The organism is Maribacter sp., from assembly GCF_039974175.1.
In the GTDB taxonomy this organism is placed as follows: domain Bacteria; phylum Bacteroidota; class Bacteroidia; order Flavobacteriales; family Flavobacteriaceae; genus Maribacter_C.
Genome location: NZ_JBDWJN010000010.1, coordinates 918,543 through 941,064, shown reverse-complemented (window position 1 = coordinate 941,064; position 22,522 = coordinate 918,543). Strand labels below are relative to the sequence as shown.

19 protein-coding genes are annotated in these 22,522 nt (G+C 41.0%); 5 read left to right on the top strand and 14 right to left on the bottom strand.

Features of this window, described 5'->3' with window-relative positions:
• Positions 1-22: 22 nt before the first annotated feature.
• Positions 23-1,114, bottom strand: coding sequence for a sterol desaturase family protein (locus ABJN95_RS13305; protein WP_348370901.1), 1,092 nt, complete (start codon positions 1,112-1,114; stop codon positions 23-25).
• A 257-nt stretch (positions 1,115-1,371) separates the two neighbouring features.
• Here ABJN95_RS13305 and ABJN95_RS13300 point away from each other — a divergent pair, with 257 nt between their 5' ends.
• Positions 1,372-2,223: a DUF4493 domain-containing protein gene (locus tag ABJN95_RS13300; protein WP_348370900.1), complete on the top strand. Its 852-nt coding sequence runs from the start codon at positions 1,372-1,374 to the stop codon at positions 2,221-2,223.
• An 88-nt stretch (positions 2,224-2,311) separates the two neighbouring features.
• Here the strand turns inward: ABJN95_RS13300 and leuB are convergent, their stop codons facing one another.
• The 6 genes from leuB to leuC all read right to left on the bottom strand — a co-directional run bounded on the left by leuB (position 2,312) and on the right by leuC (position 7,830).
• The gene (gene leuB, locus ABJN95_RS13295; RefSeq protein ID WP_348370899.1) at positions 2,312-3,367 is read right to left on the bottom strand and encodes a 3-isopropylmalate dehydrogenase; all 1,056 of its coding nucleotides are present in this window, start codon (positions 3,365-3,367) and stop codon (positions 2,312-2,314) included.
• Positions 3,368-3,429: 62 nt separating this feature from the next.
• Positions 3,430-3,777, bottom strand: coding sequence for a four helix bundle protein (locus ABJN95_RS13290; protein WP_348370898.1), 348 nt, complete (start codon positions 3,775-3,777; stop codon positions 3,430-3,432).
• Positions 3,778-3,841: 64 nt separating this feature from the next.
• Positions 3,842-5,359, bottom strand: coding sequence for an alpha-isopropylmalate synthase regulatory domain-containing protein (locus tag ABJN95_RS13285; protein ID WP_348370897.1), 1,518 nt, complete (start codon positions 5,357-5,359; stop codon positions 3,842-3,844).
• Positions 5,360-5,366: 7 nt separating this feature from the next.
• Positions 5,367-5,963, bottom strand: a complete 597-nt coding sequence (gene leuD / locus ABJN95_RS13280) for a 3-isopropylmalate dehydratase small subunit (RefSeq protein WP_348370896.1) — start codon at positions 5,961-5,963, stop codon at positions 5,367-5,369.
• A 66-nt stretch (positions 5,964-6,029) separates the two neighbouring features.
• Positions 6,030-6,377, bottom strand: a complete 348-nt coding sequence (locus ABJN95_RS13275) for a four helix bundle protein (RefSeq protein ID WP_348370895.1) — start codon at positions 6,375-6,377, stop codon at positions 6,030-6,032.
• 40 nt (positions 6,378-6,417) lie between these two features.
• The gene (gene leuC, locus ABJN95_RS13270) at positions 6,418-7,830 is read right to left on the bottom strand and encodes a 3-isopropylmalate dehydratase large subunit (protein WP_348370894.1); all 1,413 of its coding nucleotides are present in this window, start codon (positions 7,828-7,830) and stop codon (positions 6,418-6,420) included.
• A 218-nt stretch (positions 7,831-8,048) separates the two neighbouring features.
• Here leuC and ABJN95_RS13265 point away from each other — a divergent pair, with 218 nt between their 5' ends.
• Positions 8,049-9,158: a DUF2911 domain-containing protein gene (locus ABJN95_RS13265; RefSeq protein WP_348370893.1), complete on the top strand. Its 1,110-nt coding sequence runs from the start codon at positions 8,049-8,051 to the stop codon at positions 9,156-9,158.
• 47 nt (positions 9,159-9,205) lie between these two features.
• On the opposite strand, the gene recG is transcribed toward ABJN95_RS13265, so the two are convergent.
• Entirely contained in the window at positions 9,206-11,311 is a 2,106-nt protein-coding gene (recG, locus tag ABJN95_RS13260; RefSeq protein WP_348370892.1) for an ATP-dependent DNA helicase RecG, read from the bottom strand.
• 194 nt (positions 11,312-11,505) lie between these two features.
• Here recG and ABJN95_RS13255 point away from each other — a divergent pair, with 194 nt between their 5' ends.
• Both ABJN95_RS13255 and ABJN95_RS13250 read left to right on the top strand, forming a co-directional pair.
• Entirely contained in the window at positions 11,506-13,596 is a 2,091-nt protein-coding gene (locus tag ABJN95_RS13255; protein ID WP_348370891.1) for a M1 family metallopeptidase, read from the top strand.
• Entirely contained in the window at positions 13,593-14,507 is a 915-nt protein-coding gene (locus ABJN95_RS13250; protein ID WP_348370890.1) for a patatin-like phospholipase family protein, read from the top strand. The genes ABJN95_RS13255 and ABJN95_RS13250 overlap by 4 nt, the downstream gene beginning before the upstream one ends.
• An 81-nt stretch (positions 14,508-14,588) precedes the next feature.
• On the opposite strand, the gene ABJN95_RS13245 is transcribed toward ABJN95_RS13250, so the two are convergent.
• From ABJN95_RS13245 to ABJN95_RS13220, 6 genes are all read right to left on the bottom strand, one after another.
• The gene (locus ABJN95_RS13245) at positions 14,589-15,107 is read right to left on the bottom strand and encodes a hypothetical protein (RefSeq protein WP_348370889.1); all 519 of its coding nucleotides are present in this window, start codon (positions 15,105-15,107) and stop codon (positions 14,589-14,591) included.
• A 72-nt stretch (positions 15,108-15,179) separates the two neighbouring features.
• Entirely contained in the window at positions 15,180-15,953 is a 774-nt protein-coding gene (locus tag ABJN95_RS13240) for a hypothetical protein (RefSeq protein ID WP_348370888.1), read from the bottom strand.
• Between the two features lie 52 nt (positions 15,954-16,005).
• Positions 16,006-17,580 (bottom strand): FMN-binding glutamate synthase family protein, encoded by a 1,575-nt coding sequence (locus ABJN95_RS13235; RefSeq protein ID WP_348370887.1) that lies wholly within the window; start codon positions 17,578-17,580, stop codon positions 16,006-16,008.
• A gap of 11 nt (positions 17,581-17,591) precedes the next feature.
• Positions 17,592-17,909, bottom strand: a complete 318-nt coding sequence (locus ABJN95_RS13230; protein ID WP_348370886.1) for a hypothetical protein — start codon at positions 17,907-17,909, stop codon at positions 17,592-17,594.
• Between the two features lie 47 nt (positions 17,910-17,956).
• Complete coding sequence (locus ABJN95_RS13225) at positions 17,957-19,270, bottom strand: amidohydrolase (protein WP_348370885.1); 1,314 nt, start codon at positions 19,268-19,270, stop codon at positions 17,957-17,959.
• Positions 19,271-19,280: 10 nt separating this feature from the next.
• On the bottom strand, positions 19,281-19,826 hold the full coding sequence (locus ABJN95_RS13220) for a DsrE family protein (RefSeq protein ID WP_348370884.1): 546 nt from the start codon (positions 19,824-19,826) through the stop codon (positions 19,281-19,283).
• Between the two features lie 328 nt (positions 19,827-20,154).
• Here ABJN95_RS13220 and ABJN95_RS13215 point away from each other — a divergent pair, with 328 nt between their 5' ends.
• Positions 20,155-22,485, top strand: a complete 2,331-nt coding sequence (locus ABJN95_RS13215; RefSeq protein ID WP_348370883.1) for a UvrD-helicase domain-containing protein — start codon at positions 20,155-20,157, stop codon at positions 22,483-22,485.
• The last annotated feature ends 37 nt before the right edge of the window (positions 22,486-22,522 follow it).

The window sequence follows — 22,522 nt, the reverse complement described above, 5'->3', positions numbered from 1 at the left end:
TTTAGCTTTCCCTTGCTTGTATCTATTTATCGGCCGGCAATTCAGCCAAATCTCGACTGCTTTCTTTGGAGTCTTCCACCGCTATTCGCTCGGCTTCTTTTTTTATACTGCCGTAGGTAAAAGGTGCCAACATTAGTCCGATAAATGTTTTTGGGTAGTTGGGCATGGCATTGATACCGATATCGTCGCCGGGTTTTTCTCCTTTGGGCATATGAAAGGTACCGAACAGATGGTCCCAAATAATAACATCGCCGCCATAGTTGGAATTGCCTTCATGTATTTTTTTAGAATGATGGTATCGATGATTTTTTGGAGAAGAGAATATATAATCAAAGGGCCCTAAAAGCACATCCATATTCGTATGCTGAAAACGACCAATGACCCTGCCTACCAATCCCGTAACAAAAACAATCTCCACCGGCGCCTTGATAAATGCAAAGGGTATCGCCCATAAAAGTCCAGATATAGTATATTCCAACGGATGAGACCTGGTGCCATTAAACCAATACAGCCGTTCGGAAGAATGGTGTACGGCATGCCAGCGCCACATAAATTCAGATTCGTGCATCCAACGATGGTACCAATACCGGAAAAAATCGGCTACGGTCAACAAGAGAAAGACTTGAAGTATTGGATGCAAGTTGGTAGGCCAGATTTCCTGCCCAATTGTTGGAGATATTTCCTGTACAACTACCGCCATGGTACCCAGACGTAGCGGAACGTTGATATAATCTCCCCAGAGCTTACTGCCGAAAAACAGCATGATGTCAACAGGGGTTTCATCGTCTTTGATCCACTTTTTGCTATAAGGAATAAGCCGTTCCAAGGGAGCGAAAATAAACCCAAGGATGAGGAACATAATAATGGTATCTACAAAGGTTCTGCTGGTATAACCATCCTTCACCATTTCGAACCCAACATATACTGTCAAGATCATAAATACCGGAAAAATGGCAATCTGTAGTATTTTCTTGAATACCGTCCCTTCAATTTTCTCTGCAAAGGGGTCTATTTTATCAAGCAACCACCGAAAAGGGCCTAAAATGTATTGATGAACAAAGCGTTCGAGCGGACGAAAGAACGTATCTAAGAAAGCACCTATTTTTTGAAGCATCGGGTATTGGTTTATAGTTTGCTAGATTCAACTTCTTAAAGATAAGAGCGTTAAGCCACAAACCATAACAAATATGTTCAAATTACTAGGGCAAATGGTTATTTGTTTTCACACAAATTCAAGCGGCATAAGTGCACTTGGTATATTTTGTCTTGAATGTTAACCTTTTGTTTATCAAAACATAAAATACAAGAATGGGGAGCAAAACCCCAAGAAGTTTTGATAACATAGAGATTTACACCTAAAAACAAGAAATTATGAAAACCAGAATGAAGCTTTTAATCGTTTTCCTTAGCATTGGAGTTTGCCTTCAAAGTTGTAGCAAAGACAATTTTTCAGATATCATACTCAGTCAAAATGCAGATGCGGACCCTCTTAGCGAAGAAGTTGCTACCGGCGCACTAACTATCGAAGCTTTTTTAAAAGATCCGATTACGATTACAACGGCAAGAGCTTTAACCCTGGAAGAGGCCCTAGATGTAATGCTGGTTGAAATTACCACTACAGATGGCCTCTCTACCTTGGTCTCTGAAAACTATCGTGATTTACCAGCAAATATTGAATTGCCACCCGGCACCTATAATATGTTGATGTCTAACTTTCCGTTGAGCGAAGTGCGATTTGATGATGGAGTTTATGGGGACTATATTCAAAACTTTGAAATAACTACCGGAAACAACACGGTTTTAAACCCCGTCTTAACACTACTTGATGTGGCTACAACTGTAAATTTTTCAAGTGAAATAGTATCGGCCTATCCTGATATTTCTGCCTATGTAGCTAGATCTCAGGTGAATGCTATGGCGTTTGGTGAATTCCCATTGAATATAACGTATGAAGTTACAGATAATGGTCGAAGAGGTTATCACAGTTTATTTTGGGGGAATCATGCCTCCGGTTTCACTAAGGATGCTGGTGAATTATTCATTCTTATTTCCGCTACAGGAGCAGCGGGTGAAACTATTCAGATTTCAAGAGTCATAGAAGGCATGACTAGTAATCAACATTACAATATCAATATCGAAATGACCGATCCTAGTACGACATCACTTGATGTGACGCTTGAACCAGAGGAAGATAACACTGAAATTATTACATTTCCGCTTTAAGAATATTGCTGTCATATCGAGCGGAGCCGAGATGCTTTCATCTTGGAAGCTCCTTCTCGACTCCGCTCGTACTTATCCTTGTGGCCGGCTAGAGATTGGCTGCCAACCAATCGCCAACTTCACTGGTTTTATAGCTTTTGCCACCATCGGCCAAGTCTTCGGTAACCCTACCTTCGGCCAATGATTTATTGACCACTTCGCGAATTGCTTGAGCTTCACCCACTAAATCCATATCTTCAAATAGCATGGCTGCAGAGAGCACTGTCGCTAGTGGATTGGCAATATCTTTACCCGCTGCTTGCGGATACGAACCGTGAATGGGTTCGTATAATGATACTTTACTTCCTACCGATGAAGAGGGCATTAAGCCCATACTTCCTGAGATAACCGAGGCTTCGTCGGTCAAGATGTCGCCAAAAAGGTTGGCAGTGATCATCACATCATAGGAGCTGGGCCACTGTACCAATCGCATGGCAACAGCATCGACAAATTCGTAGGATACTTCAACTTCTGGATAGTCTTTCTCCAAAGCTTGAACGGTCTCTCTCCACAATCTCGATGATTCCAAGACATTGGCCTTATCAACACAGCACAAACGCTTGGAGCGCTTCATGGCCATATCGAATCCTTTTCTAGCCAGACGTTCGATTTCATGACGCTCATAGGTCATGGTATCGTAGGCGGTGTTACGATCATCTGTTCTACCGCGTTCACCAAAATAAACACCCCCGGTCAATTCGCGAAGAATAATTAAATCGGTTCCTTCAATACGCTCTCGTTTTAAAGGAGATTTGTCAATCAATGAGGGGAAGGTAAAGGTCGGACGCACATTGGCGAAGAGGCCTAATTTCTGACGCATTTTCAACAACCCCTGCTCAGGGCGTACCTTGGCCGAAGGATCATTATCAAATCTCGGATGTCCAATAGCACCGAACAGTACGGCATCGGCATTGGCACAAACTTCGTGCGTGGAATCAGGATAGGGTTCTCCTACGGCATCAATGGCCGCTGCACCTGTTAAGGCAGGTTGCCAGGTAATATCATGATTGTATTTTGAAGCAATAGCATCACAAACTTTAACTGCTTGGTCAATTACTTCTGGTCCGATTCCGTCTCCGGCTAAAAGGGCAATGTTTAGTTTCATTCTGTATTTCGCTTTACGCTGAACGCCATACGCTATGCGCTGTCGTTGGCATGTATTATTAATTATATTTTGTTCATTAAATTATTTAAGCTTCTTCTTACTTTGTCAACTATATCATTGATTTTCTTGAATTCAATTTCCTTTGTATATCCTAAATCCTTAGCAAGTATTGTCAAATATTCCAATTCACTTGCGGAGCCTCGAGCTATGGTAAGAAATCTCTTGAATTCGGAATCAGACTCACGTCCGCATCCTTCGGCGATATTTGCTGGGATAGAACTTGAAGCTCTTCTCATTTGACTTACTAAGCCATATATTTCGGTTTTTGGGAAATCTTTGGTCAATTTATAAACTTCCAAGGTCACTTCATGTCCCAATTCCCATACTTGATATTTTTTATAGTCTCTCATTTAATCCGCTATTCAAGCGCATAGCGTAAAGCGTTTGGCGTGTAGCAAAAAGCGCTTAAGCGCTTTAAATAATATTCAACATTTTTTCTGTCGCCTTAATTGCAGAAACGGTCTGGTCTGAATCAAGTCCTCTCGAGATGAATTCTTTTCCGTCGGCTGACTCCCAAGTGATGATGGTTTCACAAAGGGCGTCCGAATTACTTCCAGGGGGTATACGTACCGCATAATCCACCAATTGTGGTAATTCGAGTTTTTGAGATTTGTAAATTTTATGCAAAGCATTCATAAAAGCATCGTACTGTCCATCACCCGAAGCATTCTCCTCATAAAGCTTTCCTTTGATTTCAAGTGAAAGGGTAGTGGAAGGTTGCAATCCTTTCGCATGGGTCAGCACATATGATTTTACAAAAACCTTTTGATTAAAATCGGTATCTAAAACATCGGAAATGATATAGGGTAAATCGTCTTTGGTGACCCGTTCTTTTTTATCACCAAGCTCTATAATTCTTGCGGTTACTTTCTTTAAATCCTCATCATTAAGCGTTAGTCCAAGTTCCTGTAAATTCTTTTGTATGTTTGCCTTTCCGGACATTTTTCCGAGCGCATATTTGCGTTTTCTTCCAAAACGCTCCGGCATTAAATCGCTAAAGTATAGGTTCTTTTTACTGTCTCCATCTGCGTGTATTCCAGCAGTTTGTGTAAAAACACTATCTCCAACAATCGGTTTGTTCGAAGGAATGCTTATGCCTGTAAAAGCGGAAACTAATTTACTGACTTTAAAAAGTGATTTTTCGTTGACATTGATCTTTACTTCTGGTAAAAAGTCATTAATAACAGCAATTGCACTTGCCATTGGTGCATTACCCGCGCGTTCGCCCATTCCGTTTACAGTGAGGTGCAATCCGTGGACGCCAGCTTTGACTGCTTCCATGATATTTGCGACGCCCAAGTCGTAATCATTATGTCCGTGGAAATCAAAATGTATTTTGGGATACCGTTCTATAATTTCCGACAGGAAACCAAAAGTTTCTGTATAAGTAATAACTCCTAGTGTATCAGGCAGTAAAACTCGTTTGATAGGCTGGGTAGCTAGAAAATCTAAATATTCAAAAACATATTCCTTCGAATTTCGCATGCCGTTACTCCAATCTTCTAGGTATACATTGGTCTCGATGCGCTGCTTCTTTGCTTGTTTTACTACTTTTTCGATAGCATTGAAATGCTGTTTCGGTGTTTTCTTAAGCTGATGCGTCAAATGATTTAAAGAGCCTTTGGTCAATAAATTCTGGACTTTAGCTCCCGCTTTTTTCATCCATTCCAAAGAAACACCACCATCTACAAAGGTCAATACTTCGATACGGTTTAAGCATTTTTCTGATTTCGCCCAAGTTGTGATTTGCTTTACAGCATCTAGTTCTCCTTCTGAAACACGGGCAGAGGCAACTTCAATGCGGTCAACTTTTAGCTCATCAAGCAATAGTTTGGCCAAGGTCAATTTCTCTGTGGCAGAAAATGAGACACCAGAAGTCTGTTCGCCGTCGCGAAGGGTGGTGTCCATTATTTCCAAGTATCTTTTTGCCATGACGTTTTTAAAAAGGTCTGGTCTTGGCGAACTCTTGAATATTACCCTTGATGTTCAACAGATAATCAATATCATCAAAGCCATTGGTCATGTTTCCTTTCTTATAATCGTTGATATCAAAGGATTCACTTTCGCCTGTAGCCAGAATCGTGACTTTTTGTTCTGGCAGACTCACTTCAAATTCCGTATTCGGGTCAGTCTCAATCGCGGCAAAAATCTTTTGTAAGAATTCTGGACTCACCTGTACGGGTAAAACTCCGATATTCAGACAATTCCCCCGAAAAATGTCGGCGAAGAAACTCGAGATTACGCATCTAAATCCGTAATCATAAACTGCCCAAGCGGCATGTTCACGGGAAGAACCAGAACCGAAGTTCTTGCCACCCACTAGAATTTTTCCGCTATACTTCGGATTGTTAAGTGCGAAATCCGCTTTCGGCGTGTTATCTTGATTGTAGCGCCAGTCGCGGAACAAATTATCTCCAAATCCTTTACGTTCTGTAGCTTTTAAGAAACGCGCAGGTATGATTTGATCCGTATCCACATTCTCTATTGGAAGTGGAACTGCGGATGATGTTAGTGTGTTGAATTTATCGTATGCCATTATTTTGTTGATGTGCGTGTTACGCCAAGCGCTTGTCGCTTTTCGCAGTCCGCTAATTAGTTTATTCTATACTTTCTTAATTAAATTGTTCAAACTTCGTTTTACTTTGTTCACTTTATCTTCTAATTTTTTGAAGGATTCATGGTCCAGATACTCCAAATCCTTGGACAATGTTGTGAAATACTCTAGTTCACTTGCCGAGCCCCTCGATATTGTAAGATGCCTTTTAAACTCATTATCTGATTCTCTGCCACATCCTTCCGCAATGTTCGATGGAATAGAATATGCTGCCCTTCGCATTTGACTCACCAAGCCATATTGTTCTTCCTTCGGAAAGGTTTTTGTCAATTTATAAACTTGCAGTGTTATTACGTGGCCAAGTTTCCAGACATCGTATTTTTTATAATCCCGCATTAGCCTTTATCATTTAGCGCATAGCGTACAGCGATTAGCGTCAAGCGTTTTCAAGCATTAACTCCCGTGGGTCTGTCACCTTACCCGTAACTGCGGCTGCCGCTGCCACAAGTGGACTTGCCAACAAGGTTCTTGAACCTGGGCCTTGTCTTCCTTCAAAGTTTCTGTTCGATGTACTCACGGCTAATTTTCCTGGAGGTACCTTATCATCGTTCATTGCCAAACACGCGGAGCATCCCGGTTCTCTTAGTTCGAAACCTGCCTCGGTAAGAATATCTAAAATGCCTTCTTCTTTGATTGCTGATTCTACTTTATGACTTCCGGGGACTAACCAAGCAGTAACATTAGCTGCTTTTTGCTTCCCTTTTACTATGGATGCAAAAGCCCTGAAATCTTCAATTCTACCATTAGTACAACTTCCCAAGAAAACAAAATCAATAGGTTTTCCTATCATGGAATCCCCTTCATCGAATTTCATATACTGCAACGATTTCTTATAGGTTGCCGCTCCACCCTGAACCGCTTCCGCAGTTGGTATATCGTTTGAAATGCCCATTCCCATTCCCGGGTTGGTGCCATAGGTTATCATAGGTTCAATCTGAGAACCGTCAAAAGTCAACTCCTTATGGAATTCCGCACCTTCATCAGTGTATAAGGTCTGCCAGTAGTCCATTGCGGTATCCCACGCAGCTCCCTTAGGAGTAAACTCGCGCCCTTTTATATAGTGAAAGGTAGTTTCGTCAGGAGCGATCATACCCCCGCGGGCACCCATTTCGATACTCAGGTTACAGACGGTCATACGCCCTTCCATAGTCATATTTCTGAAAACATCACCAGCGTATTCTACAAAATATCCAGTAGCTCCAGAAGTGGTTAACTGAGAAATAATGAATAAGGCAACATCTTTTGGTGTAACACCATATTGCAATTGTCCGGTAATATTGATCCGCATGCTTTTGGGTTTCGGCTGCATAATACATTGCGTGGCCAACACCATCTCAACTTCCGAAGTTCCAATACCGAAGGCAATGGCGCCAAAGGCCCCGTGCGTAGAAGTATGTGAATCACCACATACAATAGTAGCACCCGGAAGTGTGATACCATACTCCGGACCAACAACGTGCACGATGCCATTTTTTTCATGCCCCAACCCCCAATACGAAATACCATATTCATTGGCATTTTCTTCAAGCATTTTCAACTGATTCGCCGATAGAGGATCGGCAACCGGTAAATGTTGATTAATGGTCGGTGTGTTATGATCTGCTGTAGCAAACGTTTTTTCGGGGTGCAAGACCCTAATATTTCTATTTTTTAAGCCTAAAAAAGCAACGGGACTCGTTACCTCGTGAACCATGTGACGGTCGATGAACAATACATCTGGACCATTTTCTATTTGATGAACCACATGAGCGTCCCATACTTTGTCAAATAGTGTCTTTTTCGTACTCATAATCTTTGAATTCTAAGCTAGCAAATCTAAGGAAAGAAGGGGTTCTTAGGAAATTATTGCTGTTGAAAATTACGATGTTCAATCTGATTTTTGTTGAATTTATAAGTTTAACATACCCATCCTATAGTTTAACAGAACGATAACTTTTTAGAATACATGAGGTACCTACCTTGGAGACATAACAACAAAATCTATTCATCAATTTAAAGCAACTTAAAATGAAACAAGTTTACACAAAAACAGTCGCGGCCTTGTCATTGGCTCTTTTGTTCTTATCAACACCTGCCGTGGCGCAGTTAGATCTTCCTAGAGGCAGTCAACAGGCAAAAGTATCACAGCGTATCGGAATTACTGATGTATCGATTCAATATTCTAGACCTAGCGTCAATGATAGGGAAGTCTGGGGAAAGCTAGTACCCTATGGAATGAACAATTTGGGTTTTGGAACGGCCAAGGAATCACCATGGCGCGCTGGAGCCAATGAGAATACCATTATCAAATTTACCGATGATGTGAAAATCGAAGGACAGGCCTTGGCAGCCGGAAAATATGGTCTTCACATGGTCATTCATGAAGGCGATAAGGCCACAATTATTTTTTCAAAAAACAATGGTGCCTGGGGCAGCTATTTTTACGACCCTGCCGACGATGCACTTAAAGTTGACGTGACTACCAAAGCGACATCCCATACAGAGCAACTGACATTCGAGTTTGTTGATGTAGACGCAACATCGGCCGTTGTAGCCTTAAAATGGGAGAAAAAACAGATTCCCTTTAAAGTAGAAGTTGACGTTTCTGATATCGTATTAGCAGATATTAGACAGAAGCTTGAAAACACCCCAGGGTTTAATCGCCAGAGCTGGGAGCAAGCTGCGAACTATGCCTTAAATAATGGCGGAGATTTAGATGAGGCTTTGGGTTGGATCAATGGTGCCATTGCGGGGCAATTCTTTAGCCAAAAGAACTTTAACAATTTGAATATCAAGGCCGGTATTTTAAACAAACAAGGAAAGACTACTGAGGCCGATGCAATAATGGACGAAGCCTTGGGAATGGCCACGGTTTTTGAAACCCACGGTTATGGAAGACAACTGATTGCCCAGGGTAATAAAGAAAGGGCCTTAAAAGTTTTTCAGATGAACGCTAAGAAAAATAAAGGCCAGTGGCCCGTTGATTTTGGTCTAGCACGCGGGTATGCCTCCAATGGCAATTACAAGAAAGCTTTAAAGCATCTCAAGGTTGCTGAAGGGCGTGCTCCTGATAAACCAAATAAAGATGCAATTGCGGGTTTTCTAGTGAAATTGCAAAATGGTGAAGACATAAATTAACCTGTATTGCATATAATATGGTAAGGTCCAACTTAGGTTGGGCCTTTTTAGCTTATATAATTCCAAATATTCTTATACTTTACCAGTTGTGCATAGGCATGTCTGACCACCAAATGCTCTGGCTTTTCTAAAGCGGGGTCATTTTTCAACAGCTGAATCGCATGGTAACGTGCCGTTTTTAGAATATCGTTGTCTTTTACAATATCAGCGATTTTCAAATTGAGCACTCCGCTTTGCTGGGTACCCATAATATCACCTGGGCCGCGCAGTCGTAAATCTACTTCTGCGATTTCGAAGCCGTCATTAGTACGCACCATGGTCTCTAAGCGTGTTTTCGCTTCCGCGGATAATTTATGACTCGTCATGAGAATACAGAAGCTCTGATCAGCACCACGACCAACACGGCCTCTCAATTGATGCAATTGTGATAGCCCGAAGCGTTCTGCACTTTCTATGATCATCACCGATGCATTGGGTACGTTCACTCCAACTTCAATTACCGTAGTGGCTACCATGATCTGCGTTTCACCACGAACAAAGCGCTCCATTTCATAATCCTTATCGGCGGGTTTCATTTTGCCGTGAACGATAGATATCTGGTAATCGGGTAGGGGGAAGTCTCTGGCGATACTCTCATAACCATCCATCAAATCTTTATAATCCAAAGCCTCAGACTCTTGAATTAAGGGATATACAATATAGATCTGTCGTCCCTTTCTGATTTCATCTCGAAGAAACTGAAAAACTTTTAGACGATTTGAGTCATAGCGATGTACCGTCTTAATGGGTTTTCTACCGGGAGGGAGCTCATCAATTATCGAAATATCCAAATCGCCATATAAACTCATGGCCAAAGTCCTTGGTATAGGCGTAGCGGTCATTACCAATATGTGCGGCGGAAACTGGTTTTTGTGCCATAGTTTGGAGCGTTGTGCTACACCAAACCGATGTTGCTCATCGATGATAGCGAGTCCGAGGTTTTTGTATCGCACCTTATCTTCCAACAAGGCATGGGTGCCAATTAGAATATGAAGCTCACCGTTTTCCAGTTGTTCATGAATTACTTTTCTAGCCGCTTGTTTTACAGAACCGGTAAGCAAGGCGCAACTGATTCCGATTTTATCGAGTAACTCCTTGATACCTACATAATGTTGATTCGCAAGAATTTCCGTTGGCGCCATAAGGCATGCCTGATAGCCGTTGTCTATGGCGAGGAGCATGGTCATGACGGCAACAATTGTTTTTCCCGAGCCTACATCACCTTGGAGCAATCTGTTCATCTGGGCGTTGCTGCCCAAATCGTGACGGATTTCCTTGATGACCCTTTTCTGGGCACCTGTCAATTCAAAGGGGAGGTGTTCTTCATAAAACGCATTAAAAAGCTCTCCGACCTGATCAAAAGGAAAGCCTTTGATCTTTTGCTTGCGGAGCAACTTTTTAGTAATCAATTGCAGTTGAATATAAAAGAGTTCTTCGAACTTTAAGCGAAACTGGGCTTTAGCCAACATTTCTTGGCTCTTAGGAAAATGTATATTGAGTAGCGATTCGCTTTTGGGTAATAATTTCAACTCATGGAGTAGTTCTTCGGAAAGGGTTTCTGAAAAATTGCCCTTTGTCTCTAAGAACAGCTGCTGAATCATTTTACTGACTACCCGATTGGTAACCCCCTTGTTGCTGAGCTTTTCTGTGGATGGATAAATGGGCTGCATTGAAATTTTGAGTCCCTTTTTATGGTCTTCCAACAACTCCATGTCAGGATGGGGCATAGAGAATACGCCATTGAACCAATTGCATTTTCCAAAAATGACATAAGGTATATTGAGTTTCAGGTTTTCACGAATCCATTTTTGACCGCGAAACCAAACGAGTTCCATTTTACCTGTTTCATCAACAAAAGTTGCAACCAAGCGCTTGCCTTTCTTTTGTTCAACGGTTTTGATATTGATGATTTTACCCACGATCTGCACATCGGCGCTGCTACGCTGTAATTGTGAGATTTTATAGTATTGGGTTTTATCTAAATACCGATTCGGAAAGAGATTGAGTAAATCTTGATAGGTGTGAATACCCAATTCTCCCTGAAGTGTCTCAGCCCGGTTCGGGCCTACACCTTTTAGATAGGTTATAGGAGTTTGCAAGAAATTGGAATTCATAAAACGAATTTAAGTATAAGCCCTCTAACCCACAAAGGCGGCATTCGTAGTATATGGAAAAGACTTTGCCGAATGACAGTAAAGAAGGTATACAGCAATGTAAATAGAAATTTTATTTGTTCCTGTCGGCTAAGGGTTAGGGAGCGGACAACTAAAACACTAAATTTGGAGCAGTCTTTGCAGTTGACCTATATATGCGACCTATATTCCTTTTTCTTTTATTCCTATTTCCTTTTTTAGCTGCCGCGCAGCACCAAGATAAGGTGGATTTTATTCGGGCAAAAGTGGCTGTTGAACCTATGCCCTTAAAAAAGCAATTAAAGGGCTCTGTTGAATACGAATTTAGGATTTTAGAAAATGTAGATTCCATATTTTTGGATGCAAAAGATATCAATTTTAGTTCTGTTGAACTTGATTATAATGATACTAAGTATTCATATGATGGAAAAAAAATATCTATTTCGAACTCTTTCGTAGCCGGTGAAACACATAAATTAGAACTGAGATATAAATGCCTGCCAAAGCAAACTGTTTATTTTCTAGGATGGGACGATAGAATTAAAGGAAACGAGCAAGTTTGGACCCAAGGTCAAGGAAAATATACCAGCCATTGGCTTCCGAGTTTTGATGCAATGGAAGAGAAAGTTGAGTTCGATGTTACTTTAATAGCACCAAAGCATTTAAATGTAATAACAAACGGAAAGTTTAAAACCGGAAGTTCCAACCCGTACTCTGATACATCTGGTTGGATCTATGACATGCGCAAACCTATTAGCAGCTATCTTCTTGCATTTGCCATTGGTGATTATAAGAAACAAGAGCTAAAATCAAAAAGTGGTATCACCATAGAGAACTACTACTATCCTCATGACAGTCTGAAGGTTGAACCAACCTATCGCCATACCAAACAAATCTTTGATTTTTTAGAAGCGGAAATCGGTTTTCCGTACCCTTGGCAGAATTATAAACAGATACCCGTTCGCGACTTTCTCTATGCGGGAATGGAAAACACCACAGCAACCATTTTTTCAGATGGCTATGTTATTGATTCTACTGCCTTTGTAGACAAGAACTACGTCAATGTCAATGCCCATGAATTGGCACACCAATGGTTCGGAAATCTAGTTACTGAAAAAGACGGCAATCATCATTGGTTACACGAAGGTTTTGCCACCTATTATGCCCAATTGACCGAAAAGGAAATTCATGGAGATGACCATTATTACTGGAAACTGTACAGTTCGTTAATGCAACTTCAAGCTGGTGTTGATAGGGGCGAAGGACAGCGCTTGACCGACCCAAAAGCCAGTAGCTTGATCTTTTATGAAAAAGGGGCTTGGGCCTTGTATATGCTACGGAAGCAAGTCGGTGATGCGGCTTTTAAAAAGGGAATCCGAAGCTATTTGGAGACCTATCAATTTAAAAATGCAACCATTGCTGATTTTTTAAAGGTATTAGAAATGGCTAGTGGTCAAGACTTATCCGAATTTAAAGAGCAATGGTTGAAGAATACTGCTTTACCCATAAAAGCGGCAAAAGAACAGCTAGAAGAAGATTCAGAATCTTTAGCCGTATGGTTTGCTATCGAAGAAGAACTTCAAAAAGCCCAAACTGTTGCTCTTGACTATGCTGCCTACTGGGAGAAAACAAATTCCATCCATCTTAAAAAACATATCCTTGATACCTATTCTGGGGTAATCAACCAAAATCTATGGATCAAGGCTTTCGCATCTGACACCATACCCATCCGGCAAGTGATATCGCGAAAAATGGATAGCATTCCCATCGCGCTCAGGGACAAATATGAATCATTGTTAGCTGACGAAAGTTATGTTACTGTAGAGAACGCGCTGTTCAAATTATGGATGTCTTATCCCAACGAAAAAGCAAGGTACTTAGAGGAAACAAGAGGCATGGTTGGACTTCCAAACAAGAACATCCGTTTGCTTTGGTTGACATTGGCGATACTAACCAATGATTTCGATTCAAGAAATACACAGGCATATTTTAAGGAGTTAGGCAGTTACACTTCTAGCACATATGGCTGGGAAATACGAATGGGAGCCTTTCAATATTTGAACCAAGCTTTGGGCTTAGATGAAGACAGTTTGCGCAATTTGGTAGAGGCGACAAATCACCACAGTTGGCAGTTCAAAAAATTTGCCAGAGATTTGCTGAAAGAACTTCTTAAGGATTCTGATTATAGAACACGCTTAGAGCGGCTTGCGGAAGAACTAGAACCAGAAAAGGTTCACTATTTAAAAACCAATTTAAAGAAAGAATGAGAGCATTGGTCATATCAGGCGGAGGTAGTAAAGGAGCTTTTGCAGGTGGGGTTGCTCAATTTTTGATTCAAGAAGCAGGTAATAAATATGATTTGTTCGTTGGAACCTCTACAGGTAGCTTGCTGATTTCGCATTTGGCCTTGGGAAAGGTAGAAAAGATAAAGGAAATCTATTCTAACGTAAATCAGAAAACCATATTTAATAATTTTCCATTCGTCATTAAGAAAAAGTATGGTATCGATGAGATATCGATAAATCATTGGAATGTGGTTAAAAACTTTCTAAAAGGAAAGAAAACTTTTGGCGAGAGTGAAAACTTGAGACAACACATAAGAAACAGCGTTACCATTGAGGAGTTTCAAGAACTTAAAAACGGGCCTATAGATGTGGTGGTTACGGTTTCGAACCTTTCTTTAAATCAAGTGGAGTACAAATCTATAAACGACTGTACCTACGACGAATTTTGTGATTGGATATGGATGTCTGCCAATTATACGCCTTTTATGAGTTTGGTCAGACGCAACGGATGTGAATATGCCGATGGAGGCTTAGGTAGTATAGTTCCAATTGAGGAAGCCATAAAACGGGGCGCTACCCATGTCGATGTGATCGTTTTACATACGGAGATCAATTATATGAACCGTATGCCGTCACGCAACCCTTTTGAGCTGCTGACAACCATGTTAAGTTTTATTCTAGACCGTATAGAAAACCAAAATATAAGAATAGGAAAGTTGGTGGCCAATCAGAAAGATGCCATTATCAATTTATATTATACCCCAACTATTCTTACTACCAATTCCTTGATTTTTGATAAGGAGAAAATGACCCGATGGTGGAAGCGGGGTTATTTGTATGCGAAGAACAAGAATGAAGAGACCAACCCGATTACACCCAATGAACACGAGTAAGAAGCGCGATTGGGAGTGGCAGTTGGTATAGAATTTACTTCCTTTAAACTTTCGATTTTTGTACTTGTAAAGCTTCTTTTTTTACCACAGTTCGCTTATCTCCTTTTTTACAAAGGCAAGGGCCGTTGCTGAAGGATTTTGCTTGTCCATGGTTTCTGTCAACACATCTTCGCGAAGTTTATCAGCAGAGTCCGTTTCGCTCATACCTGCCTTGCGAATCATTTGAATAGTTGCGCTTTTCGCGGCTTTGATTACGTTCCACAATTCATCGGAAAGGTAAATTTGTTGCGAAAGATTGTGCTCGAATTCGTTTTCAATACTTTTGATCAACAAATTTTCGTAAGCTGCTTTGTCAGATGAACTTGGCTTAACGCGAAGCACCAAACTGGGAATGGATATGCGTTCTAAAAATAACGCCATACGTTCATAAGCCTGTAAGCGAATTGGTAGTGTACTTTCTTGAGAATCTTTATGTAGCAAATATCTGCGTCGCCCCTCTTCATTATTGGTGTGCATTTTGAAAAAATAAAATGCGATAGCACCTGTAACTACGGTTGGTAATAAATATGCAAAAAGTTGAAAAATTTGATCGCCGGTCATTTTTGGTATTTTGGTCCCGAGATATCGGGTGGTTACTGGAAATAGAACGACGGTTTTTTTGAAAAAGTATGTTTAATTTCCATTCTTCATATTCTCTTTTACCATTGTATAAAATTCATCGAATTTTGGATGAATTTTGATTAGAACCCCTTCTTTTAGATTGCCATCTTTTCCTAATGCGGTAATCCGATCAGGGGCAATCGAAAGGCCTTGCAGCGCAGTACTAATGGCAGACGCCTGACGAGCGGGAAGATCTAAATCGCCTGTCATACTCAAACCTTCAACAGTTACCGCCATCTTTGGATTTGCTACCAAGATCTGTGCTATTTTCTGCACCCATGGTTCTGCATCAGCGCTAACTGTCGCTTCCGTATCGCTACCAAAAAGAGAAGTCAAATCTGATGAGATGATAACCTTGCCATTTGACACGCCTACTTTTGCATTTTCACCTAGAGTCTGCTTTGCATTCGTTAGTACCACAAGCGCCGTCGAGTCATTGCTGGCAATAGCATCATTAATTGCCTTTAATTGGCGCTCCTTGGCGTTAAGGCTTTCCATGGCCTTGTTCATGTTGGTGGAGTTTTGACTTGATAGTTGTGAAAAGCTGTTCAGGTTTTTCATCAAGGTCTTGTTAGCGTCACGGAGTTCCATTGCTTGAGCTTCAAATGATTCCGCTTTGGCTAAACTCGCTTTTTCATTGCGTTGGGCTTCGGCAACTTGATTACTAACGGAATCAAGTTGAGATTTTAATGTATTTATTTCTGCAATGAGTTCACTCTTTTTTTGAGCATTTACAGATATACTTACTACAACTATACAACTAAGTGAAAGTAAAATTCTCTTCATAAATGGATTTCTTTGGGATGTAATTAGATTTGAATTCGAGAACAAAAGTATATTATTTCGCCGATTCGGTAAAATTCTTTCCACCGAGGTATTCACAGTCATAAAGTACTTGGCTTCCTTTGAAGGGTACCTGGGTCTTGTTGTAACCGTAGGTGGTTCTTAAATTACGCGTCAAATCAATATCGTCTACATTCACTTGAATGTCGTGCATGGTAAATTGACACGGATGCTCATAACCAGCTGCATGGGTAATCTCAATCAACTCTTTACGGAAAGTCTTGAAGTACTGCGCTAATCGATCTGACTTTAAGGGAATGTTGATGCCATTTTGCCTCCATTTGTTCTGCGTTGCAATACCTGCCGGGCATCTATTTGTATGGCATATCTGTGCTTGAATGCATCCGATACTCATCATGGCCTCACGGGCCACATTTATACAATCTACTCCCATGGCAAAGGCCATTGCGGCTTTCGCCGGAAAACCCAATTTACCACTTCCAATAAAAACGATACGATGAGTGATATTTCGGGTTTGAAAAACTTTATACAATTCCGAAAACCCATATACCCAAGGTAAGGATACGTGATCGGCAAAAGATGGGGGAGCGGCTCCTGTACCTCCTTCACCGCCATCTACTGCGATAAAATCAGGGCCCTTACCTGTTTCAACCATGATATCAGCCAATTCTTCCCATTGGTCTAGTTTCCCGATGGCCCCCTTAATACCTACCGGTAGTCCCGTTATTTCGGCTATTTTTTCGATCAAGTCCATCAACTCCGAAACATTGCTAAATGCTTTATGCGTTGCTGGAGAAAGCACATCTTTTCCAACTTCCACACCGCGTATCTCCGCAATCTCTTTGGTAATTTTCGCTCCAGGTAACACGCCGCCCTTTCCCGGTTTGGCCCCTTGAGACAATTTGATTTCAATGGCTTTAATACACGGATTGTCATTGACAAGTTTTTCCAATTTTTCTAGTGATAGGTTTCCGTCGGAAGAGCGTACGCCGAAATACCCTGTGCCAAAATGAAAAACAACATCACCGCCTTGTTTGTGATAGGGTGAAAGTCCGCCTTCACCTGTATTGTGATAGGCATCTGCCTTGGCGACCCCCTTGTTCATTGCTTCTACCGCCGCTGCTGATAACGAACCAAAACTCATGGCAGAGACATTGATTATCGATGCCGGGCGATAGGGTTTTCTTCTCTTGTTGTGAATGCCCATCACCTTGGCACAAGGCACAAAATCTTTATGCAGTGCATTCGGATGTCCTTCAGGAATTTTAAAAGCCATCATTTGATTTTTTACAAAAATGTGCTGATGTTCGTAAATGTCTCTATCGGTTCCGAAACCTTCGTAATTATTCTCCTTTTTGGCGGAAGCATAGATCCACCCACGTTCGATGCGGTTAAACGGAAGCTCCTCACGATTGTTTGCTACAAAATATTGTCGCATTTCAGGACCAATACTCTCCATCCAATAACGTAAATGTCCGACTATTGGATAGTTATGTGATATCGTATGCGATTTCTGAATGAAAATATCACGGAAAGCGATCAGTCCTAGTGCGCCTAAAACGTATGCCCACCAAGGGATAGCAGCTAAAAAGTTTAAAATTGGTTCCATGTCAACTATTCTTACGTAAATGCCTCTTTCAATTTATAGCCAAAAAAAAGTACTATAAAGAGTAAACCTATATAAGCCAATATTTTGCGAAAGGGAGGGGTGAACTTTTCTTCAGACTCGACATTTTCCTTTTCAATTTTTTCTCGAATTGCTAAGGCTTTTTGCACATCGTCAGAACCTACGAAATAAACGATATATGAAAATCCACCATCGCCATTTATTCTTGATATTTCCCTAAAGCGAATTCCATTTTCAATAAGCTCCTTTTCAAATGCTTTGGCCGGAAAAGGAGCTAATAACTCTGCAATTTTAACGTTCAATTCCTTCAAGAGATACCATTGGTATTAGATGTTTGGCAGTTCTAGGATTGGTATTGTTATTTGCCCTTAATATTTTCTTCCAATACAGGGGTTGTATCGCTATTCAGATAGTCGAGACTCATTTCGGTTAAGGTTTTCACTCCTAAAATCAAGCCACTGTCATCAATCTTAAAGTCTGGAGTATGATGTGGAAAAGATTCTGTAGTTCCAGGAGTCATTCCTCCTAGGAAAAAGAAAAAACCAGGGGCTTCTCTTTGAAAATAAGAGAAATCTTCTGCACCTGTAATGGCCTTTTGTGTAACAACGTTTTCCGCCCCTGCGGTTCGCTTAATAGTGGGCAACATTTGCTCCACCAATTCTGGGTGGTTGTATGTAATATCTGTCGCATCTTTTATCTCACAAGTAGCAGTACCTCCATATGCTTTGGCAATGGTTTCCACCATTTCTACCATTCGCTTGTTCAATTTGTCTTTCATATCATAATCCAAGGTGCGAATTGTACCTATCATTTCTGCGCTTTCGGGAATGATGTTGAAGCGCACACCACTTTTGATTTTACCTACGGTTATTACCGCGGCTTCTTCTGTAAGTTCGGTCTCTCTACTTATGATAGTTTGAAGTCCGTCGATAATCTTAGCGCTAATTAAAATCGGATCAACTCCCGACCAGGGTTGTGAACCATGACTTTGCTTTCCTTTTACTTTGATGGTAAAACTTTGGGCCGCAGCCATAGTTCCGCCCGACTTATAACGAATCATTCCGACCGGAGTCTGCGAATTGATATGCAGTCCGAAGATTGCATCAACCTTAGGGTTTTCCATTACCCCTTCCTTTACCATCAATAAGGCTCCACCTTCTTCACCGGGTGGTGGACCTTCTTCCGAGGGTTGAAAAATGAATTTTACGGTTCCGTTGATTTTATCCCTGTTTTTTGACAAGACTTCGGCAACACCCATTAATATAGCAGTATGAGTATCATGTCCGCAGGCATGCATAACGCCCACCTTCTCGCCTAAAAATTCTGAAGTAACGGTAGATTTGAACGATAGGTCGTTACGTTCTGTTACTGGTAAAGCATCGATATCAGCTCTTAGCGCAACTACTTTTCCGGGTTTTTTTCCTTTGAGAAGTCCGACCACACCGGTATGTGCAACACCAGTCTGCACTTCCATTCCTAAAGATTTTAAATGCTTTGCTATTTTTTCTGCAGTTTTGAATTCACGATTGCCCAATTCAGGATTTTGGTGAATATCACGACGCCATTCAACCACTTTGTCTTCTATGGCCGCGTAGTCTTTTTGTAGTGTTGAACTTTGTGCTATTGCAAGGCATCCTGAACATAGCAGTACCGCTATTAGTAATTTCTTCATTTGAGTGTATTTAGAATTTAATTAGTCTATAATCTTCGTCTTGAAATTGTATTAGTGCCGTCATCGCAGAAAGTGATAATTGAACTCCTTGAATCAGGTCTTCCCTTGGAAATCCTCGTGAAACAGATGATTGTCCGCAGAAAATAACTTGCCCACCGGCATCAATCAGCGCTTTGATCAATTCTTGATTGGGGTTGTCAACACCATATTTCTTTTGATAGGCTTCATTCGTGATAACATCTTTTGAGGCTTTGTTATGCACCACTAAAGCTACTTTTAGATTTTGCGCAGGCACACCACTTTGGGCGTGCATATTAAAAAACCTAGCGGCCGTTTCAATAGTTGCGTTCACAGATTCATGACTTTCAGGACTGTTCATGATATCAAAAACCGCTTTGTACTCCTTAGAGGCGTCCACTTTAAAATCAGGATTTTCAATAGCCCAAACTTTTCCGAAATCCTTTATAATTGGTCCAGTCTTCTTGATTTGGGCGAAAGCATTGCAGTGTAGAAATAGTAAAAGGAGGATTAGTTTGGTTGGTAGCAACTTTATCATGGGTTAAAATATAATTCCTAAATATAGGAAGAAGCTTGGAATAAAATTTCAACAACCGCCCATAAAAATCAATTTTTACCTTTCATTGAAATGCTGTAGTTGCCTTGTTTTCTTGGCGCAAATTGCTCCAGCTACGCCAAATGATTCGGTATTCGTAGATCTCCATTCTTGTAACGCTTTTCAAAATACGATGCGCTCTAGTCTTTGTTCTGGTATGGGAACTCTTGCATCGTTCAAAATGTTTATAAATCAAGAGAACTAGATTTTACGATAAGGGTTATTATGGCTAAATTCACCGTCCTATAATTTCTATTTTTTAGTTACTATTTTGGAAAAGTTTATCGACCAATTAAATGAAGCGCAAAGAGCGCCTGTATTGCATAAGGATGGCCCTTTAATGGTTATTGCCGGGGCAGGGTCGGGCAAAACCCGAGTGCTTACCTATCGTATCGCTCATTTAATGGCTCAAGGTGTAGATGCCTTTAACATTCTAGCGCTAACCTTTACCAATAAAGCTGCCCGCGAAATGAAAAAGCGTATTGCAGAAATTGCTGGTACGGCCGAAACCAAAAATTTATGGATGGGTACCTTTCATTCTGTTTTTGCCAAATTGTTGCGATATGATGGCGATAAATTGGGGTTTCCTAGCAATTTTACGATATACGATACTCAAGATTCCCAACGATTAATCGCCTCGATTATTAAAGAAATGGGATTGGATAAGGACATTTACAAATACAAACAGATTCAGAATCGGATATCTTCCTATAAAAATAGTCTAATCACTGTAAAGGCCTATCTGAACAATCCGGAGTTGGTGGAAGCAGACGCTATGGCAAAACGCCCTCGTATGGGAGATATTTATCACAATTACGTAGAGCGTTGCTTTAAGGCAGGGGCGATGGATTTTGACGATTTGTTGCTGCGTACCAATGAGCTATTGAATCGTTTTCCTGATGTACTGGCGAAGTATCAAGACCGTTTCAGATATATTTTGGTTGATGAGTATCAAGATACCAACCACTCTCAGTATCTTATCGTAAAGGCACTTTCAGATCGTTACCAAAACATCTGTGTAGTAGGCGATGACGCACAGAGTATTTATTCTTTCAGGGGTGCGAATATCAGCAACATCTTGAATTTTCAAAAAGATTATGACGATGTGGGGATGTATCGTTTGGAGCAAAATTATCGTTCAACAAAGAACATTGTGCAGGCAGCCAATTCTATTATAGCCAATAATAAAGAACAATTGGAAAAGGTTGTATGGACCGCGAATGATGATGGGGCACCGATTATTATACATCGCAGCCCTACGGATGCTGAAGAAGGACGTTATGTGGCAAATTCCATTTGGGAAAATCGTATGCAGCATCAAATGCCCAACGGCAATTTTGCAGTTTTGTATCGTACCAATTCGCAATCAAGGGCGATTGAAGATGCGTTGCGTAAGCGTGATATTCCCTATCGTATTTATGGTGGATTGTCATTCTATCAACGCAAAGAAATAAAAGATGTACTTTCCTATTTGCGCTTGGTGATCAACCCTAAAGATGAAGAAGCTTTAAAACGTATCATCAATTTTCCAGCAAGGGGTATTGGTCAAACTACAGTAGATAAATTGGTTGTTGCAGCCAACCACTATGGGCGTTCGATATTCGAGGTAATCGAGAATATAGACCGTATCGACCTCAAAATAAATGCAGGTACCAAACGCAAGTTACAAGATTTCGTGACGATGATTCAGAGTTTTCAAATCATGAATGAGGGTACTGATGCGTTTACCTTGGCAGAACATGTTTCCAAGAAAACGGGAATACTATTGGAATTTAAAAAAGATGGAACTCCCGAAGGCATTGCCCGAATGGAAAACATTGAGGAACTTTTAAACGGGATTAAAGATTTCGTAGAAGGACAAAAGGAACTCGACGGAGCCACGGGAAATATTTCAGAATTTTTAGAGGATGTTGCGCTAGCTACCGATTTAGACAAAGATACAGGAGATGATGACCGAGTTGCCTTAATGACCATTCATTTGGCCAAAGGGCTTGAATTTCCATATGTATACATTGTAGGGATGGAAGAGGATTTGTTCCCTTCTGCAATGAGCATGAATACCCGCAGTGAGTTGGAGGAAGAACGCAGGCTTTTTTATGTTGCCCTGACACGTGCAGAGAAGCAGGCTTATTTAACTTACACCCAAAACCGTTACCGATGGGGTAAATTAATAGATGCTGAACCTAGTCGTTTCTTGGAGGAAATCGACGAGCAGTACGTTGAGAACCTAACACCGATAGACAATGCAGCGTATCGCTACAAGCCGCTTATCGACAACGACATTTTTGGTGAAGTCGATAAAAGCACCTTGAGGCAGGTAAAACCCAAGAATGGAACCCCTCCTTTGGTGGGTAGGCCCAATGAAAAACAGCTCAGAAAACTAAGGAAGCTGAAACCTGAAATTGCGTCTCCCGTTGCCAATACGAACGTTATTGACCCCAAGCTCGCAAAAGGATCTTTGGTCAATCATACCCGATTTGGTAGAGGTAAGGTACTTAAGATCGAAGGGGTGGGCAATGATAAAAAGGCCGAGATTCAGTTTGAAAAGGGCGATATTAAAAAGCTGCTATTGCGATTCGCGAAGTTGGAAGTGCTCTCCTAATTATCTATTCTGGTCAAATTACCTTAAATTTGAGAAA

What these genes read in the sequence shown, in the direction of transcription:
- ABJN95_RS13285 (WP_348370897.1), bottom strand. Translation starts at nt 5,359, where the DNA reads ATGGCAAAAAGATACTTGGAAATAATGGACACCACCCTTCGCGACGGC.
- ABJN95_RS13240 (WP_348370888.1), bottom strand. Translation starts at nt 15,953, where the DNA reads ATGAAGAGAATTTTACTTTCACTTAGTTGTATAGTTGTAGTAAGTATA.
- ABJN95_RS13250 (WP_348370890.1), top strand. Translation starts at nt 13,593, where the DNA reads ATGAGAGCATTGGTCATATCAGGCGGAGGTAGTAAAGGAGCTTTTGCA.
- ABJN95_RS13225 (WP_348370885.1), bottom strand. Translation starts at nt 19,270, where the DNA reads ATGAAGAAATTACTAATAGCGGTACTGCTATGTTCAGGATGCCTTGCA.
- ABJN95_RS13305 (WP_348370901.1), bottom strand. Translation starts at nt 1,114, where the DNA reads ATGCTTCAAAAAATAGGTGCTTTCTTAGATACGTTCTTTCGTCCGCTC.
- ABJN95_RS13300 (WP_348370900.1), top strand. Translation starts at nt 1,372, where the DNA reads ATGAAAACCAGAATGAAGCTTTTAATCGTTTTCCTTAGCATTGGAGTT.
- ABJN95_RS13275 (WP_348370895.1), bottom strand. Translation starts at nt 6,377, where the DNA reads ATGCGGGATTATAAAAAATACGATGTCTGGAAACTTGGCCACGTAATA.
- ABJN95_RS13290 (WP_348370898.1), bottom strand. Translation starts at nt 3,777, where the DNA reads ATGAGAGACTATAAAAAATATCAAGTATGGGAATTGGGACATGAAGTG.
- ABJN95_RS13235 (WP_348370887.1), bottom strand. Translation starts at nt 17,580, where the DNA reads ATGGAACCAATTTTAAACTTTTTAGCTGCTATCCCTTGGTGGGCATAC.
- recG (WP_348370892.1), bottom strand. Translation starts at nt 11,311, where the DNA reads ATGAATTCCAATTTCTTGCAAACTCCTATAACCTATCTAAAAGGTGTA.
- leuC (WP_348370894.1), bottom strand. Translation starts at nt 7,830, where the DNA reads ATGAGTACGAAAAAGACACTATTTGACAAAGTATGGGACGCTCATGTG.
- ABJN95_RS13255 (WP_348370891.1), top strand. Translation starts at nt 11,506, where the DNA reads ATGCGACCTATATTCCTTTTTCTTTTATTCCTATTTCCTTTTTTAGCT.
- ABJN95_RS13245 (WP_348370889.1), bottom strand. Translation starts at nt 15,107, where the DNA reads ATGACCGGCGATCAAATTTTTCAACTTTTTGCATATTTATTACCAACC.
- ABJN95_RS13220 (WP_348370884.1), bottom strand. Translation starts at nt 19,826, where the DNA reads ATGATAAAGTTGCTACCAACCAAACTAATCCTCCTTTTACTATTTCTA.
- ABJN95_RS13265 (WP_348370893.1), top strand. Translation starts at nt 8,049, where the DNA reads ATGAAACAAGTTTACACAAAAACAGTCGCGGCCTTGTCATTGGCTCTT.
- leuD (WP_348370896.1), bottom strand. Translation starts at nt 5,963, where the DNA reads ATGGCATACGATAAATTCAACACACTAACATCATCCGCAGTTCCACTT.
- leuB (WP_348370899.1), bottom strand. Translation starts at nt 3,367, where the DNA reads ATGAAACTAAACATTGCCCTTTTAGCCGGAGACGGAATCGGACCAGAA.